The sequence below is a fragment of the Myxococcota bacterium genome, assembly GCA_035498015.1.
Taxonomy (GTDB): domain Bacteria; phylum Myxococcota_A; class UBA9160; order SZUA-336; family SZUA-336; genus VGRW01.
The window spans coordinates 1-15191 of the sequence record DATKAO010000062.1; the positions used below are offsets into that span (position 1 = coordinate 1).

General features: G+C 71.4%; 11 protein-coding genes. 4 read left to right on the top strand and 7 right to left on the bottom strand.

The features are described from left to right. The 5 genes from uvrA to mfd all read right to left on the bottom strand — a co-directional run. A partial coding sequence (uvrA, locus tag VMR86_05065; protein ID HTO06409.1) for an excinuclease ABC subunit UvrA occupies positions 1–1742 on the bottom strand: 1742 nt, incomplete at its 3' end. 110 nt (positions 1743–1852) lie between these two features. After that, complete coding sequence (gene pdxA, locus VMR86_05070) at positions 1853–2809, bottom strand: 4-hydroxythreonine-4-phosphate dehydrogenase PdxA (protein HTO06410.1); 957 nt, start codon at positions 2807–2809, stop codon at positions 1853–1855. Next, complete coding sequence (locus tag VMR86_05075; protein HTO06411.1) at positions 2806–3771, bottom strand: peptidylprolyl isomerase; 966 nt, start codon at positions 3769–3771, stop codon at positions 2806–2808. The genes pdxA and VMR86_05075 overlap by 4 nt, the downstream gene beginning before the upstream one ends. Further along, a complete protein-coding gene (locus VMR86_05080) occupies positions 3768–4643 on the bottom strand; it encodes a peptidyl-prolyl cis-trans isomerase (protein ID HTO06412.1) in 876 nt (291 codons plus the stop codon). Before VMR86_05080 ends, VMR86_05075 begins: the two co-directional genes overlap by 4 nt. Next, positions 4640–8155 (bottom strand): transcription-repair coupling factor, encoded by a 3516-nt coding sequence (gene mfd / locus VMR86_05085; GenBank protein HTO06413.1) that lies wholly within the window; start codon positions 8153–8155, stop codon positions 4640–4642. Before mfd ends, VMR86_05080 begins: the two co-directional genes overlap by 4 nt. A gap of 216 nt (positions 8156–8371) precedes the next feature. On the opposite strand from mfd, the gene rplC reads away from it, so the two are divergent. The 3 genes from rplC to VMR86_05100 all read left to right on the top strand — a co-directional run bounded on the left by rplC (position 8372) and on the right by VMR86_05100 (position 11089). Continuing rightward, positions 8372–9010 (top strand): 50S ribosomal protein L3, encoded by a 639-nt coding sequence (gene rplC / locus VMR86_05090; GenBank protein ID HTO06414.1) that lies wholly within the window; start codon positions 8372–8374, stop codon positions 9008–9010. Next, entirely contained in the window at positions 8965–9612 is a 648-nt protein-coding gene (locus VMR86_05095; protein ID HTO06415.1) for an RlmE family RNA methyltransferase, read from the top strand. Before rplC ends, VMR86_05095 begins: the two co-directional genes overlap by 46 nt. Before the next feature lie 79 nt (positions 9613–9691). Further along, a complete protein-coding gene (locus VMR86_05100) occupies positions 9692–11089 on the top strand; it encodes a hypothetical protein (GenBank protein ID HTO06416.1) in 1398 nt (465 codons plus the stop codon). Positions 11090–11093: 4 nt separating this feature from the next. Here the strand turns inward: VMR86_05100 and VMR86_05105 are convergent, their stop codons facing one another. Next, positions 11094–11792 (bottom strand): DUF4336 domain-containing protein, encoded by a 699-nt coding sequence (locus tag VMR86_05105; protein ID HTO06417.1) that lies wholly within the window; start codon positions 11790–11792, stop codon positions 11094–11096. Positions 11793–11824: 32 nt separating this feature from the next. Between VMR86_05105 and VMR86_05110 the strand changes: the two genes are divergently transcribed. After that, entirely contained in the window at positions 11825–13849 is a 2025-nt protein-coding gene (locus tag VMR86_05110; GenBank protein ID HTO06418.1) for a cytochrome P450, read from the top strand. Here VMR86_05110 and tgt read toward each other — a convergent pair. Then, a complete protein-coding gene (tgt, locus tag VMR86_05115; GenBank protein ID HTO06419.1) occupies positions 13839–14978 on the bottom strand; it encodes a tRNA guanosine(34) transglycosylase Tgt in 1140 nt (379 codons plus the stop codon). The two genes, VMR86_05110 and tgt, sit on opposite strands and share 11 nt — an antisense overlap. Positions 14979–15191 lie beyond the last annotated feature (213 nt).

The window sequence follows — 15191 nt, forward strand, 5'->3', positions numbered from 1 at the left end:
TCGGCCGGCGTGCCCTCGGCGACCACCTCGCCGCCGTGGCGGCCCGCGCCGGGCCCGAGGTCGACCACCCAGTCCGCGGCGCGGATCGTCTCCTCGTCGTGCTCGACCACGATCACGGTGTTGCCCGTGTCGCGCAGCGAGACCAGCGTGCGCAGCAGCCGTCCGTTGTCGCGCGCGTGCAGGCCGATCGACGGCTCGTCGAGGATGTACAACACGCCCGCGAGCGCCGAGCCGACCTGAGTCGCCAGGCGGATGCGCTGGCTCTCGCCGCCCGAGAGCGTGGCCGCGGTGCGCTCGAGCGTCAGATACTCGAGCCCCACGTTGCACAGGAAGGTGAGCCGCTCGCGGATCTCGCGCAGCAGCCGCTCGGCGATCGCGAGCTCCTGCTTGCCCAGCACCAGCTTCTCGAAGTGCGCCACGGCCTGCGCGACCGAGAGCTTGCCCACGTCCGGCAGACTGACTGTGCCCACCAGCACCGAGCGCGCCTCGGGCCGCAGGCGCGCGCCCTGGCAGTCCTCGCACGAGGTGTTGCTCATGTACTCGCGCAGGCCCTCGCGCACCAGGTCCGACTCGCTCTCGCGGTAGCGCTTGTCGAGCAGCCCGATGACTCCCGACCACTGCCGGTCGAAGCTCCACTTGCGGCTGCGCCCGAAGCGGAAGGTCACTTTCTCGTCGGTGCCCGACAGGATCTGCGCGCGCGCCTCGGGCGCGAGCTTCTTCCAGGGCGTGTCGAGCGAGAAGCCATAGTGCCCCGACAGCGAGCGCAGCATCGAGTTGTAGTATCTCGACGCGTGGCCGCGGCCCTTGAAGGGCGCGATCGCGCCGTCGTTGAGCGACAGGTTCGGGTCGGGCACGAGCAGCTCGGGGTCGAAGAAGTCCTTGGTGCCCAGGCCGTCGCAGGCCGGGCACGCGCCCTGCGGGCTGTTGAACGAGAACAGCCGCGGGTTGATCTCGGGGAAGCTCGCGCCGCACTCCATGCAGGCCGCCAGCTCCGAGAACAGCACCTCTTCGCCGCCGGGGCCGATGTCGACCTTGGCGAAGCCCTGGCTGGCCTTGAGCGCCGTCTCGAGTGAGTCAGCCAGGCGCTGGGTCACGTCGGGCCGAATCACCAGCCGGTCGACGACCAGGTCGATGTCGTGCCGCTTCTTGCGGTCGAGCTCCGGCGCCTCGTCGAGCTGCCAGTCCTTGCCGTCGATGCGCACGCGCACGAAGCCCTGCTTCTGGAACTCGCGCAGCTCCTTGCGGTACTCGCCCTTGCGCCCGCGCACGACCGGCGAGAGCACCTGGATGCGCGTGCCCTCGGGCAGTGACTGCACGCGCTCGCACATCTGCTTCACGGTCTGCGCCTGGATCGGCTTGCCGCAATTCACGCAGTGCGGGATGCCGATGCGCGCGTACAAAAGGCGCAGGTAGTCGTAGATCTCGGTCACCGTGCCGACGGTGGAGCGCGGGTTGCGGCTCGTGGTCTTCTGCTCGATCGAGATCGCGGGCGAGAGACCCTCGATCGAGTCGACCTCGGGCTTCTTCATCTGGTCGAGGAACTGGCGCGCGTAGGCGGAGAGACTCTCGACGTAGCGGCGCTGGCCCTCGGCGTAGAGCGTGTCGAAGGCGAGCGACGACTTGCCCGAGCCCGAGAGCCCGGTGAAGCACACCAGCTTGTTGCGCGGAATGCGGACGTCGATCGATTTCAGGTTGTGCTCGGCGGCACCCCGAACGACGATGTCCGACGGCTCACTGCTCATCCGATTGTCTCCGTTCGCCTGCGGCTCACTGCGCGCGCCTGCCCTGTGATCGCATGGGCAGCCCTACCCATGCTCCGGCGCTTGCACGCCTCGCTCAGGGCGGCCTTCGCTCATCTCGCTTCCCCCCGCTCGTTGCGCGCGAGCTCGACCGCCAATCTTACCGCCTCGAGCAGCGAGGACGGGTCCGCTTTGCCCTTCCCCGCGATGTCGAAGGCGGTTCCGTGGTCCACGCTCGTGCGCACGAGCGGAAGACCAAGAGTCACGTTCACCGCCTGGCCGAAGGCGTGCGTCTTTAGAGGCGCGAGGCCCTGGTCGTGGTACATCGCGAGCACGGCGTCGAACTCGCCCGCGACGGCGCGGTGGAACAGGCTGTCGCCCGAGAACGGGCCGCGCGCGTCCACACCGCGCCCGCGCGCGTCGGCGAGCGCGGGCGCGATGATGCGCTCCTCCTCGTCGCCGAAGCGCCCGCCCTCGCCGGCGTGCGGGTTGAGACCGCAGACCGCGATGCGCGGCGCGCGCACGCGGAAGCGGCGCTCCAGGTCCGCGTGCATGATCTCCAGCACCGACACCAGCCCCGGGCGTGTGAGTCGGCCGGGCACCTCGCGCAGCGCGCAGTGGATCGTCGCCAACGCCACGCGCAGCCCGCGGCCCACGAGCAGCATCACGGCGCGCCCGCCGGCGATCTCCTCGAAGAGCTCCGTGTGGCCCGGATAGGCGAACCCGCCTGCGCCGATGATCTCCTTCGAGAGCGGCGCGGTGACCACGGCGTCGAGCTCGCGCGCCAGGCAATCGCGCGCGGCGGCCTGCACGGCGCCCACGATCCCGGCCGCGGCCTCGGGCCGCGGGTGGCCGGGCTCGACGGCGGCGCTCGCGAAGCGCCGGTGCGTGCCTTCCGGCAGCGCGCCGCCGGCACGAGTCACTGCGTCGAGGTCGCCGTACACGCGCAGCTCGAGCGGCTCGGCGGCGAACGCGCGCAAAGCGGCTGCCACCACCTCGGGACCGATCCCTGCGGGATCGCCGACGGTGATGCCGATGCGGGGACGGGGGGTGCGGGGGCGCTCGCTCAACGCAGCTCCGGTGCGACCACCTCGATATAGCGGGACTTGCGGACGTCGGCGATCCACTTCTCGAACGCGGGCATGGTCTGGCGCTCCATCAGCTCGGCGCGCAGCTTGTCGGAGACCTGCTCGTAGGGCACGTCGGCCGGGTCGAAGCGGTCGAGATACTGGAACAGGTTCTCGCCGTGCGTGGTCTCGATCACCCCGCTGACCTCGCCGGGCTTCAGGTTCTCGATCGCGGCCTTGATCTCGGGCGGCGCGTCGGACTCACGGAACACCGTGAGCCCGCCCTGCGACGCGGTCGGCGCGGCCGAATATTTGCGGGCGAGCGCGCTGAAGTCGCCGCTCTCCTTGGCCTTGTCCCGCAGCTGCTGGGTGAGCTCGCGCGCCTCCTGGCGCTGTGACTGGGGTGCGTCGGCCGGCACGGGAATCAGGATGTGGAGCACCCGGATGCGCACGCCCGGCTTGGCGTGGCCGTAGCGCTCGTCGTAGAGCTTCTTCACGTCGTCTTCGGTGACGTGCACCTTCCCCTGCACGGCTCCCTGCACGATCTTCATGCGCGTGATCTGCTGGCCGAGCTGGTTGCGGTAGGCCTTCTTGTCCAGGCCCTGCTGCGCCGCCGCCGCGTAGATGGCGTCGACGCTGACTCCCTCGTCCTGCGCGATGCCCTTCACCGACTCGTCGATGTCCTCCTCGCTCGCCGCCATGTTCTGCTTCTTGGCGATCTGGCCCACGAGCTTCTCGTCGATCAGGCTCTGCAGCGCCTGGTTGCGCAGCTGCATGGCGTCTTCCTGGGTCACCGACTCACCCTTGGCGCGCAGCTTGGACACGTAGGCCTGCCAGGCGTCGCGCACCTCGGACAGCAGCACCACCTCGTCGCCCACGATCGCGGCCACGCCGTCGGCGGTCTCCGCGCGCGCGGCGCCTGCCGCCAGCAGAAGGGCGATCAGCGCGGCACTCACTCGCCTCATCGCAGGCTCTCCAGCACGCGGTCGTTCACCTTGATCTCGGACTTCTTGCGCAGCTCGCGCACCCAGTCGCGCCGCAGGTCGTCGAGCGCGCGCTCGTTCAGCACCACCGCGATCTTGTCGTGCGCCTCTTCGAAGCTCGTCTCGTGCGGCGGCAGGCGCGCCTCGACCAGGAACAGGTGGAAGCCGTAGGGCGACTCGATCACGGGCGAGATCTTGCCAGGCTCGGTGTCGAACGCGCGGTCGAAGGCCTCGGGTAGCTCGCCCTTGGCGAACGGCGGCAGCTGGCCGCCGTCCTTGGCCTCGGGCGCGACGCTGTTGGCGCGCGCCAGCTCGGCGAAGTCGGCCCCGCCCTCGGCCTGTTGGCGCAGTGCCTCGGCCTTGGGCCGCTCCGTGACCACGATCTGCCGGATCTGCACGCGCGCGGGCGTCGCGTACTCGGCGTGGTGCTCCTCGTAGTAGGCGCGCAGGGCGCTGTCGGGCACACGCGCGCGCTGGCCGAGATCGGCCAGCGCCGTGCGCTCCACGATCATCTCGCGCCGCACCGCCTGGCGGTACTCGGGGTCGGGGTCCTTCCAGTCCTCGCCGTGGATCTCGCGCAGCCGCGCCTCGACCTCGGCCGGAGTCACGTCGATCCCGCGCTTCTTGGCGTAGTTCAGCACCACCTGATCCGAGACGAGCTTCTGCAGCACCTCCCCCGCCACGTCCTCGCGCTTCAGGTCGGGATTGTCGTCGACCCGCTCGTCGACCGCGCGCCGCAGCTCCTGGGCCGGGATCTTCTGGCCGTCGACCTCGGCCGCCCAGCCGTCGTCGCCCGAGCGCGACCCGCAGGCAGAGAGGATCAGGGCGGCGGCGAGCGCCGCGAGGATCTTCATGGCTGTCGGCGCTCCTCTGGCTGGGGCCGGGATTCGGGCACGAGAAGGTCCACGAGCGCAAGGCTCTCGGCCAGGGCATCCGCGGGGGTGCGGAGCTTCAGCCCGAGCCGCCGGTCCGGGTAGGCGCGCAGCTGGCTGCCCGGCTGCCCGAGCAGCTTCACGATCCGGCTCGGGTCGACCTGGGCGCGCTCGCCGATCTTGAGCGAGAGCTCGCGGCCCTTCACGTCGACCGACACCACGCCCAGGCGGCGGCAGCGGATCTTGAGCCGGATCACCTCGAGCAGGTTCTGCGCCTCGACGGGCAGCGGGCCGAAGCGGTCCAGCAGGTCGCCGCGCAGCGCGGCCAGCTCGTCGTCGTCGCGCGCGCCCGAGAGCTGCTTGTACAGCGCGAGCCGCTGACTCACTTCGGGCACGTACTTCTCGGGCAGCAGCGCCGCCTGCGGCAGGCGAATCTCGGGCTCGATCGCGTCGGCGTCCTCCTGGCCGCGCAGCCGCGCGATCGCCTGCTCGAGCATCTCCATGTAGAGGTCGTAGCCGACCGACGCGACGTGGCCGGACTGCTCGCCGCCGAGCAGATTGCCCGCGCCGCGGATCTCGAGATCCTCGGTCGCCAGCCGGAAGCCCGCGCCCAGCTCCGACAGGTCCTGGATCGCCTCGATGCGCCGCTGCGCCTCTTCGCTGACCTGGCCCGAGGGGGGCAAGAGCAGATAGGCATACGCGCGGCGGTTGCTGCGCCCCACGCGCCCGCGCAGCTGGTAGAGCTGCGCCAGCCCGAACATGTCGGCGCGGTGTACGAGGATGGTGTTGGCGTTGGGGATGTCGAGACCCGACTCGATGATCGCGGTGCACACCAGCACGTCGTGCTCGCGGTGCAGGAACGCGAGCATGGTCTTCTCGAGCGCGGGGCCCGACATCTGCCCGTGAGCCACCACCACGCGCGCCTGCGGCGCCACGCGCCGCACGTAGTCGGCGATCTCGCCGATCGTCTCGATGCGGTTGTGCACGAAGAACACCTGACCCCCGCGGTGCAGCTCGCGCTCGATGGCCTCGCGGATCAGCTCCTCACCCACCCGCGCCACCTGCGTGCGCACCGCGATGCGGTCCGGCGGCGGCGTCTGGAGCACCGACAGGTCGCGCATGCCCGAGAAAGCCATCTGCAAGGTGCGCGGGATCGGCGTCGCGGTGAGTGTCAGCACGTCGACGAGCTTGCGCATCTGCTTCAGGCGCTCCTTGTGCGCCACGCCGAAGCGGTGCTCCTCGTCGACGATCAAGAGACCCAGGTTGCGGAAGGCGACGTCCTTCGAGAGCAGGCGGTGCGTGCCGACGACCACGTCGATCTTGCCCGACGCCAGGCCCTCGCGAACCTCCTTCACGCGCTTGGGGGAAGTCACGCGCGAGAGCGAGGCGATCGTGATCGCGGTCTGTGCGAAGCGCTCGCGCAGGGTCTCGAAGTGCTGCTGGCACAGCACGGTCGTGGGCACGAGGAATGCGACCTGCTTGCCGCCGGCCGCGGCGAGATACGCGGCGCGGCACGCGACCTCGGTCTTGCCGAAGCCGACGTCGCCGCACACCAGCCGGTCCATGGGCCGCGCGCGCTGCATGTCCGACAGCACGTCGTCGGTGGCCTTGCGCTGGTCGGGTGTGTCTTCGAAACGGAAGCGCGCCTCGAACTCCTCGTAGGAGGCGTCGGGCGGGGGGAACGCGAAGCCCGGCAGCTGCTCGCGCGCCGCCACCACGGCCAGGAGCTCCTCGGCCATCTCGCGCACCGCGCGCTTCACGCGCGCCTTGGTCTTCACCCAGGTCTGGCCGCCCAGCCGGTCGAGCACGGGCGCGGCGTCGTCGGCCGCGCCGTAGCGCTGCACCTGGCCCAGCCGGGACACCGGCACGTAGAGCTTGTCGCCCTTGTCGTAGAGCAGGAGCAGGAACTCCTGCTCGCCGCCGAGCAGCGAGATGCGAGTCAGTCCGCCGAAGCGGCCGATGCCGTGCTCGGCGTGCACCAGGAAGTCGCCTTCCTGGATCTGGGCCAGGCGCTCGACCGCGCTCGACTGGCGCGTGACTCGCGCGACGCGCCGCTGCACGCGCTCGCCGAACACGTTCTGCTCGGTCACCACCACGAGTGAGTCGTCGGGCAGCTCGAAGCCGTCGGCGAGCGGCGAGATCGCCACGTCGATCGCGCCGGGCTCGGGCCAGGCGGGCCATTCCGGCGGCTGCCCCGGGGCGGGCACGTGCACGGGCAGCTCGAGCCCGTAGTCGCGCAGGATGTCGACCAGACGCTCGGCGGCGGCGAGCGTGGGCGTGGTGAGCCGCACGCGGCGCTGGCCTTCGGTCCAGGCGGTGAGTCGCTGGGTCAGCGGCTCGAGCGCGCGCCCGCTGCCGCGCTGCTCCTCGATCTCGCGCCGCAGCTCGCGGTGGTCGGCGCCGCGCGCGTCGACGACCTCTTCGTCGGCCGTCGGATCCACGATGCCGATCGGGTCGAGCAACACCGGGCGGTGTTGCAGCACTCGCTTCCAGGCGCTCTCGTCGGTCACCCACAGCGCGAGCGGGTCGCACACCACGCGGTCCTGCGCGGCGGCGTGCTCGTGGCCCGTGAACACCTCGCCGATGAACGAAAGCGCGCGCGCCTTGCCCGCATCGGGATCGTCGACCACGATGCGCGTCGCCGGCGGGAGATAGTCGAAGACCGTCTCCATCTCGTCGTGCAGCAGCGCCTCCAGGTTCTCCACGCCCGGCGGCATGGCGCGGCGCGCGAATGCCTCGGTCACGGCGTAGATCTGCGACTCGGGCAGGCGCTTCTCGCGCCCCATGCGCCGCACCTCCTGGATCAGTGAGTCGCGGTCGCTGGGCAGGCGGTAGGAGCGCGGCGGGATCGCGACCACGCGCTCGAGCTCGCCGAGCGAGCGCTGGGTCGCGGGGTCGAACGTGCGGATCGAGCCGATCGCGTCGAAGTCGAACTCGATGCGCACCGGCCGCTCGAGCTGCGGCGGGAAGAGATCGACGATCCCGCCCCGCGCGCCGACCTCGCCTCGCTCCTCCACGAGGCTGGTGCGGTGGTAGCCGGCCTGCGCGAGCACGTCGACCAGCGCGTCGCGGTCGACCGAGAGCCCGCGCTCCAGGTGAGTCACACGCGCCCGCAGCTCGGAGCGCGAGGGCGTGCGCCGCAGCAGCGCCGACCACGACGACACCACCGTGAGCGGCGTGTCGGGGCCGGCCGAGAGCCACGCGTACAAGAGGCTCATGCGCCGCGCCTCGACCTCGGGGTGGGCCGAGAAGCGGTCGTAGGGCGGCACGTCGTAGCGCGGGAAGAGCCGCACGTCGGTGCCCGGCGCGAGCGCGCGCAGCGCCGCGGCGAAGCGCTCGGCGCGCGTGGTCGTGGGCGAGATCACGAGCAGCGGTCCCGGGAACGCGCCGCGCAGGCGCGCGGCGAGGCAAGCCCCGCCCGAGCCGCGGATGCGGCCGATGCGCAGCGTCCGCGCCCCGGAGAGGGCGCGCTCGATCAAGTCTTGGCTCTTCATCTTCGGGTAGTTAAACGCGAAAAGGCCCGCCCCCCGGACGAGCGGGGGGTGGGTCGGGCCCCTATTCGGGCGCGGAGTATAGGGAAGTTCCGCGGTTGGGCAGCGCGGAAGCCCCGGCTATAATGCGCGCCCCTCAGACGGCTGGAGCATCGGTAGGGTGCCCATTCGAGTAGCCGGAGCATGGGTAGGGTGCCCATGCGACGATAAGGTGTTGTGATGAGCCTCGAACTGATCGGGCGCAAGCTCGGCATGACCCAGATCTTCAACGACTCCGGCGATCGCGTGCCCGTCACGGTGATCGAGGTCGGGCCGTGCACGGTGGTGCAGAAGAAGTCGGACGAGACCGACGGCTACTCGGCGCTGCAGCTCGGCTTCGCCGACAAGAAGAAGAAGCACACGCCCAGGGCCATGCAGGGTCACTTCACTAAGGCCAAGACCGAGCCCAAGCGCGTGCTGGCCGAGGTGCCCGTCGACGCCCAGCAGCTGGCGTCGTACGAGGTCGGCCAGCAGGTGACTTGCGAGGGCTACAAGGCGGGCGAGTTCGTCGACGTGATCGGCACCAGCAAGGGCCGCGGCTTCACCGGCGTGGTCAAGCGCCACGGCTTCCCCACGCGCAGTGACTCGCACGGCAACCACGAATCGTTCCGCCACGGCGGCGCGGTCTCGTCGGGTACGTTCCCCGGCCGCATCAAGAAGGGCCTGCGCATGGCGGGTCACTCGGGCAACTCGCGCGTGACTCAGCTGAACTTGCGCGTCGAGCGGGTCGAGCTCGAGAAGAACCTGGTGTACGTGCGCGGCGCGATTCCGGGCTGCGCCGACGGGTTCGTGCGCATCCGCCCGACCGTGAAGGTCTAGCGCCGACGGCGCGCTACGACCGCAAGGACGCCTTCTACCGCCGCGCGAAAGACGAAGGCCGCCGCTCGCGCGCCGCGTTCAAGCTCGAGGACCTCTTGCGACGCGCGCCGCCGCTGGCGCGCAACTCGGCCGTGCTCGACCTGGGCTGCTGGCCCGGTGGCTGGCTCGAGGTGCTCGCGCAGCGCGTCGGGCCCGAGGGCCGGATCGTCGGCGTGGACCTGGAGGAGACCCCGGCGCTCGCGGCGCCGCAGGTCACGGTGCTCACCGCCGACTTCACGGCGCCCGAGGCGCTGGAGACGCTGCGCGCCGCGCTCGGCCGGCCCGCCGACGCCGTCTTGTGCGACGCCGCCCCCAAGCTGACGGGCGTGCGCGACGTGGACCTGGCCGCGATCGAGGAGCTCTACCAGGCGGCGCTCGGCCTGGCCGAGTCACTCCTCGGGCCGCGCGGCTTCCTGGTCGTGAAGGGCTTCCCCGGCCAGGAGAGCGACCTGTTCCGCAAGGAGCTCCGGCGCAAGTTCGCGTCGGTGACGGAGGTGCGACCGGAGGGGAAACGCACCACCTCGAAAGAGTTCTACTGGGTGTGCCACACGCGCCGCCCGTGAGTTCCGCCTAAAGTGAACGGCCTCCGCTCTCCGATGCGCGCGTCAGTCATTGCTGCCATCGGGGGGAGGAGTCATGACTTTGGGTCGTCGGGTTGCGGTTCTTCTGGTCGCCATCGCCAGCTTCGCGCTCTCGGAGCTCGCGCGCGCGGATGCGATCGCGGTCGACTACTGGGTGAGCCGCAAGGACTTCAAGAAGACCCTGGCCAGCGACTCACTCGACTTCCAGCTCTACAGCGACGCGGCGTGCACGGTCCCGCTGGACGAGGTCACGCTCGACGCGAACGATCCCAACGTCAGCTACGTCCAGGACAAGCTCTCGAAGCCCAAGAAGGGCGTCTCGCCGGCGAAGTCACTGCGCATCCACGCGCTGCTCGACGTGACGCTGACCGAGACCGCGCCCTACCTGAAGGTCGTGGGAAACGGCATCACTCCGACGGGCGGTGACTGCCAGATCCAGCCGATGTCTCACGCAGGTGAGTCCGGCCCGCCCGGCCCCCAGGGCGATCCCGGCCCGCAGGGCGACCCGGGCGCGCAGGGTCCCGCGGGCGCTGCCGGCGCCGCGGGCGCGGCGGGTGCGCAAGGTCCGCAGGGTGACCCGGGCCCGCAGGGACCGCAGGGCGCGCCGGGTCCGCAGGGCGCGACGGGCGCGACCGGCGCGCAGGGTGCGCAGGGTGACCCGGGCCCGCAGGGTCCGCAGGGCGCCGCCGGTCCACAGGGCGCGACCGGCGCGACCGGCGCGACGGGTGCCACGGGCGCGACGGGTGCCACGGGTGCGACGGGCGCACAGGGCCCGCAAGGTGACCCGGGTCCGCAGGGCGCGCCGGGTGCCCAGGGTCCGCAGGGTGCAACGGGCGCGACCGGTGCAACGGGCGCGACGGGCGCGCAGGGTCCGCAGGGCGACCCCGGCCCGCAGGGTGCTCCGGGCGCTGCCGGTGCGCAGGGTCCGCAGGGCGATCCCGGCCCGCAAGGTGTCCCCGGTGCTCCCGGCCTCCCGGGCGCGCCAGGCGCGAATGGTGCGCAGGGTCCGCAGGGTGACCCCGGTCCGCAGGGCATTCAGGGTGTCCAGGGTGACCCCGGCCCGCAGGGTGACCCGGGACCGAGCAACCTGATCCTCGGCGGCGGCAGCCGGAACTCGGCCATCGGGAACGGCAGCAACAACTGGATCCCGCTCTACGAGGGTGTGCTCCAGACGACGGAGCTTCCTGCGCAGCAAGTGCTGCCGATCGCGGGCACGATCTCGAGCTTCTACGTGCGACTGAGTGGCTCGCCGAGCGCTGGCCGTTCCTACGCGTTCACGGTGCGCATCAACGGGGCAGACACTGCGGTGACCTGCACGATCGCCGACACGAACTCGACCTGCTCGGACACGACTCACTCCGTCGCCGTCTCGGCGGGCGCGCTGATCGCCATCCACGCGGTGGGCACGGGCAATCCGACCGGGCGCACGATGGTCTGGAGCGCGGTCTTCTCGCAGTAACCGGTCAGGGCCGGAGCCACGCGAAGCCCGCGCGCAGCGCCTCGTGGCCGCCGCGCTCGAGGATCTCGCCGTGCGCCACGCTCACGCGGTCGAAGTCCCAGGCCAGGATGCGGTCGATCGATGCGCGCATCGCGCTCGCGTCTCTCATGATGGCCAGGCGGAAGATGCGCGAGGGGCCGAAGCGCCCGTAGGCCCCGTTCACGCGCATGAGCCAGCGCGTCAGGGGATTCCCGGACGCGCGCACGTTGAAGCACAGGTCGAGACACAGGAGCGTCCGGCTCGCGCGGTGCAGGAACACGACCTCGTTCAAGCGCGGCGCTCCGCGCGTGGCGATCTGTTCCAGGTCGGCCGCCCAGAGCGCGGGCGCCGCGTCGCCGAGCACCTCGTCGACGCGCACGTTGCCGAGCTTCTCGCGCAGCCCCGGGGCGGCGTACACGGGCGCCTGCGGCCAGGCGGCCAGGTTGTCGGCCAGGAACAGGTGGTGCAGCAGGTTCGGCGCCACCAGCGCGCGCACCGGACCCAGTGAGTCGATCTGGCGCCGCACCGGATCGGACAGCGGGCCGGGGGCGTGGACGAGGACGCCGCCGCCGGTGAGTCGCACCAGCACGCAGCGGGTCCCGAGCTCGACCCCGCCGGGCATGGCGAAGCGGTGGTCGATCGCGATCAGGTCGCGGTGCAGCTCGCGGATGCGCGGCTCGTCCATGGGGCCGTTAGCCTAGGCGTAGAATCTCGCGCATGGAAGAGCGCGAGATCGAGCTTTCGTCCGGGAAGACACACGTGCAGATCGCCGGGTCGGGCCAGCCATTCGTGTGGACGCACGGCTTCACGTCGTCGATCGCGGGCGAGGACGCGCTGGGCATGGACGCCCTGTTCCGCGACCTGCCCGGCACGCGGGTCGTGCGCTACGACGCGCGCGGCCACGGCCGCTCGGCGCCGGCGCGCGACGTCGCGGCGGGCGCCTGGTCCGCGCTCGCGAGCGACTTGCTCGAGCTCTCGGGGGCGCTCGGGCTCGAGCGCCCGGTCGCGGGCGGCGCCTCGATGGGCACGGCGACGACGCTGCACGCCGCGGTGCGCGCGCCCGGCGCGTTCCAAGCGCTCGTGCTCGTGGTGCCGCCCACGGCCTGGGAGACGCGCAAGGCGCAGGCGGACTTGTATCTCGCGGGCGCCGGGCTGGTCGAGGCGCGCGGCGTCGAAGCCTACGTCGAGATCACGCGCGAGGCGCTGCAGAGCCGCCTCATGCCCGGACTCACTCCCGAGCTGCAGGAGCGCATACTGGCGGACATGCGCGCCAGGAAGGCGGAGGATCTGGCGCGCATGCTGCGCGGCGCCGCCGCGAGTGACTTACCCGACCCGGCCGCGCTGCGCGGGCTCGGCATGCCGGTGCTGGTGCTCGCGATCGAGGGCGATGCCGGTCACCCGCTCTCCACCGCCGAGCGCCTGGTCGAGCTTTTGCCGAACGCCGAGCTGCGCGTCGTGGCGGACATGGCGGCGCTCGCCTCCGCGCGCGGCGACCTCGCGCGCTTCCTGACCGCGCCCGGCGCGCGCTGGGGCCGCGTACGCGCCGACGAGATCGACGTCTACTCACCCGACCGTTACGCGCGCGGCGCGCCCTACGCCGACTTCGCGCGCCTGCGGCGCGAGCGGCCGGTGCACTGGCAGCCGACCCCGGACGGCGGGGGCTACTGGGCGCTGACTCGCCACGCCGACGTGGCGGAAGTGTCTCGCGACCCGGAGCGCTTCTCGTCGGCGCGCGGCTTCGTGGTGATCGAGGAGCTGTCCGAGGCGCAGCTCGCGATGATGCGCTTCACGTTGCTGGGCATGGATCCGCCCGAGCATCTGCGCTTCCGGCGGCTCCTGCAGGGCTCGTTCACGCCTCGGCTGGTGGCGGGCCTCGAGCCGCGCGTGCGCGAGATCGCGCGCGGCATCCTCGCGCGCGCGGGCGCGAAGCGCGAGCTGGAGCTGGTCGAGGAGGTCGCGGCCGAGCTGCCCAGCCAGGTGTTCGGCGAGATGCTGGGCGTGCCCGCGGAGGAGCGCGCGAAGGTGCGCGGCTGGGCCGCGCAGCTCACCGGCTCACAGGACGCCGACGTGAACCCCGCCGGTGCCGAGGCGGCGCCGCAGGCCTCGATCGAGATGGCGCTGTACGCGATCCGGCTCGCGGGCGAGCGGCGCGGGAAGAGCGGGGCCGATCTCACCACGGTCGCGGTGAACGGCGAAGTCGACGGGGCGACGATGACCGACGCCGAGTTCGGCGGCTTCTTCGTGCAGCTCGCGACCGCGGGCAACGACACCACGCGCAACCTCCTGTCGTCGGGCGTGCGGCTGCTGCTCGAGCACCCGGCGGCGCTGGCCGAGCTGCGCGCCGACCCGTCGCTGATTCCCGGCGCGGTCGAGGAGATGCTGCGCTGCGAGAGCCCGCTCCACTACTTCCGGCGCACGGCCACACGAGACACCGTGATTCGCGGGCAGGCGATCCAAGCCGGCGACCGCATCGCGCTCTACTACGGCGCGGCCAACCGCGACCCCGAGGTCTTTCCCGACCCCGAGCGCTTCGACATCCGCCGCTCCCCCAACCCGCACCTCTCGTTCGGCTTCGGCGAGCACTTCTGCCTGGGCGCCGCGCTGGCGCGGCTCGAGGCGCGCGTGTTCTTCGAGGAGCTGCTCGCCGAGTTCCCGCGCATCGAGCTCCTGGGCGAGCCGCGCCACCAGCGCTCGAACCTGAACAACGCGCTCAAGAGCCTTCCGGTCCGACTTACTCGTTAGCGCCGGATTCCGGGTCCGCGCCCGGCGTGCCGTAGTCGGCGTAGAACGCGCGCTTCCACTCGCCGAACTCGCCGGCCACGATCGCGGGGCGCATGTCGGCCATCAGCCGCTCGTAGAAGCGCACGTTGTGAATGGCGCCGAGGATCGTGCCGAGGATCTCGTTCGCCGCGTACAGGTGGTGCACGTAGGCGCGCGTGAAGGTCTTGCACGCGTAGCAGTCACAGCTCGTGTCGATCGGGTAGAAGTCGCGGCGGTAGCGCCGGTGGTTCATGCGGATGCGGCCGCGGCGCGTGAACAGCGTGGCCGAGCGCGCATAGCGGGTGGGAATCACGCAGTCGAACATGTCCATGCCGCGCTCCACCGACTCGACCAGGTCCTCGGGCAGGCCGACGCCCATGAGATAGCGCGGCTTGTCGGCCGGCAGGAGCGGCGCGGTGAAGCCCACGATGCGCTTCAGCTCCTCGAGCCCCTCGCCCACCGAGACACCGCCGATCGCGTAGCCCGGCGCCGGGAACTTCGCCGTCTCGCGCGCCGAGCGCTCGCGCTCGGGGAGATAGACGGAGCCCTGCACGATCGGGAACAGCGCCTGGTCGGAGCCCTCGTGCGCGCGCCCGCAGCGCTCCAGCCAGCGCAGGGAGTGGTCGACGCCGCGGCGCGCGAGCTCGGGCGTGGCCGGGTACGGCGTGCACTCGTCGAAGGCCATGATGATGTCGGCGCCGAGTGAGTGCTGGATCTCGATCGAGCGCTCGGGCGTGAGCAGCAGCTCGGAGCCGTCGATCTCGTTCTTGAAGCGCACGCCCTCGGCCGAGATCTCCTTGTGCTTCAGGCTGAACACCTGGAAGCCGCCGGAGTCGGTCAGGATCGGCCCGCTCCAGGCCATGAAGTCGTGCAGCCCGCCCGCGCGCTTCACGAGCTCGGGCCCGGGCCGCAGCAACAGGTGGTAGGTGTTGGCGAGCAGGATGCGCGCGCCGGTGGCCGCGACCTGCTCGGGAGTCATCGCGCGCACCGCGGCGTGCGTGCCCACGGGCATGAACACGGGCGTCTCGACCACCCCGTGAGCCGTGCGCAGCCGACCCGCACGGGCCTTGGTGCGCGGATCGATTGCCGTGATTTCAAACGCCGCGGTCATGGTAACCCCGCAAGGCTAGTGAGACAGCGACGGGAAAGCAAGCCGCCGAGACGTCGACCCGGAGGCTCAGAAAACACTTGCCCTTCAGCGCGACATCCTGTAAAGAAACGCGCGCAGTTTGGACAGGAAAACCTTATAATTGGAGGATGATCGTGACGACATATCCTTTGTCTCGTGTACTGGTTGTGGCCATAACGCTTATGGGCGGCCTCG

Coding starts and splice junctions, on each gene's coding strand:
- tgt (HTO06419.1), bottom strand. CDS start 14,978: ATGACCGCGGCGTTTGAAATCACGGCAATCGATCCGCGCACCAAGGCC.
- mfd (HTO06413.1), bottom strand. CDS start 8,155: ATGAAGAGCCAAGACTTGATCGAGCGCGCCCTCTCCGGGGCGCGGACG.
- VMR86_05080 (HTO06412.1), bottom strand. CDS start 4,643: ATGAAGATCCTCGCGGCGCTCGCCGCCGCCCTGATCCTCTCTGCCTGC.
- VMR86_05105 (HTO06417.1), bottom strand. CDS start 11,792: ATGGACGAGCCGCGCATCCGCGAGCTGCACCGCGACCTGATCGCGATC.
- rplC (HTO06414.1), top strand. CDS start 8,372: ATGAGCCTCGAACTGATCGGGCGCAAGCTCGGCATGACCCAGATCTTC.
- VMR86_05110 (HTO06418.1), top strand. CDS start 11,825: ATGGAAGAGCGCGAGATCGAGCTTTCGTCCGGGAAGACACACGTGCAG.
- VMR86_05075 (HTO06411.1), bottom strand. CDS start 3,771: ATGAGGCGAGTGAGTGCCGCGCTGATCGCCCTTCTGCTGGCGGCAGGC.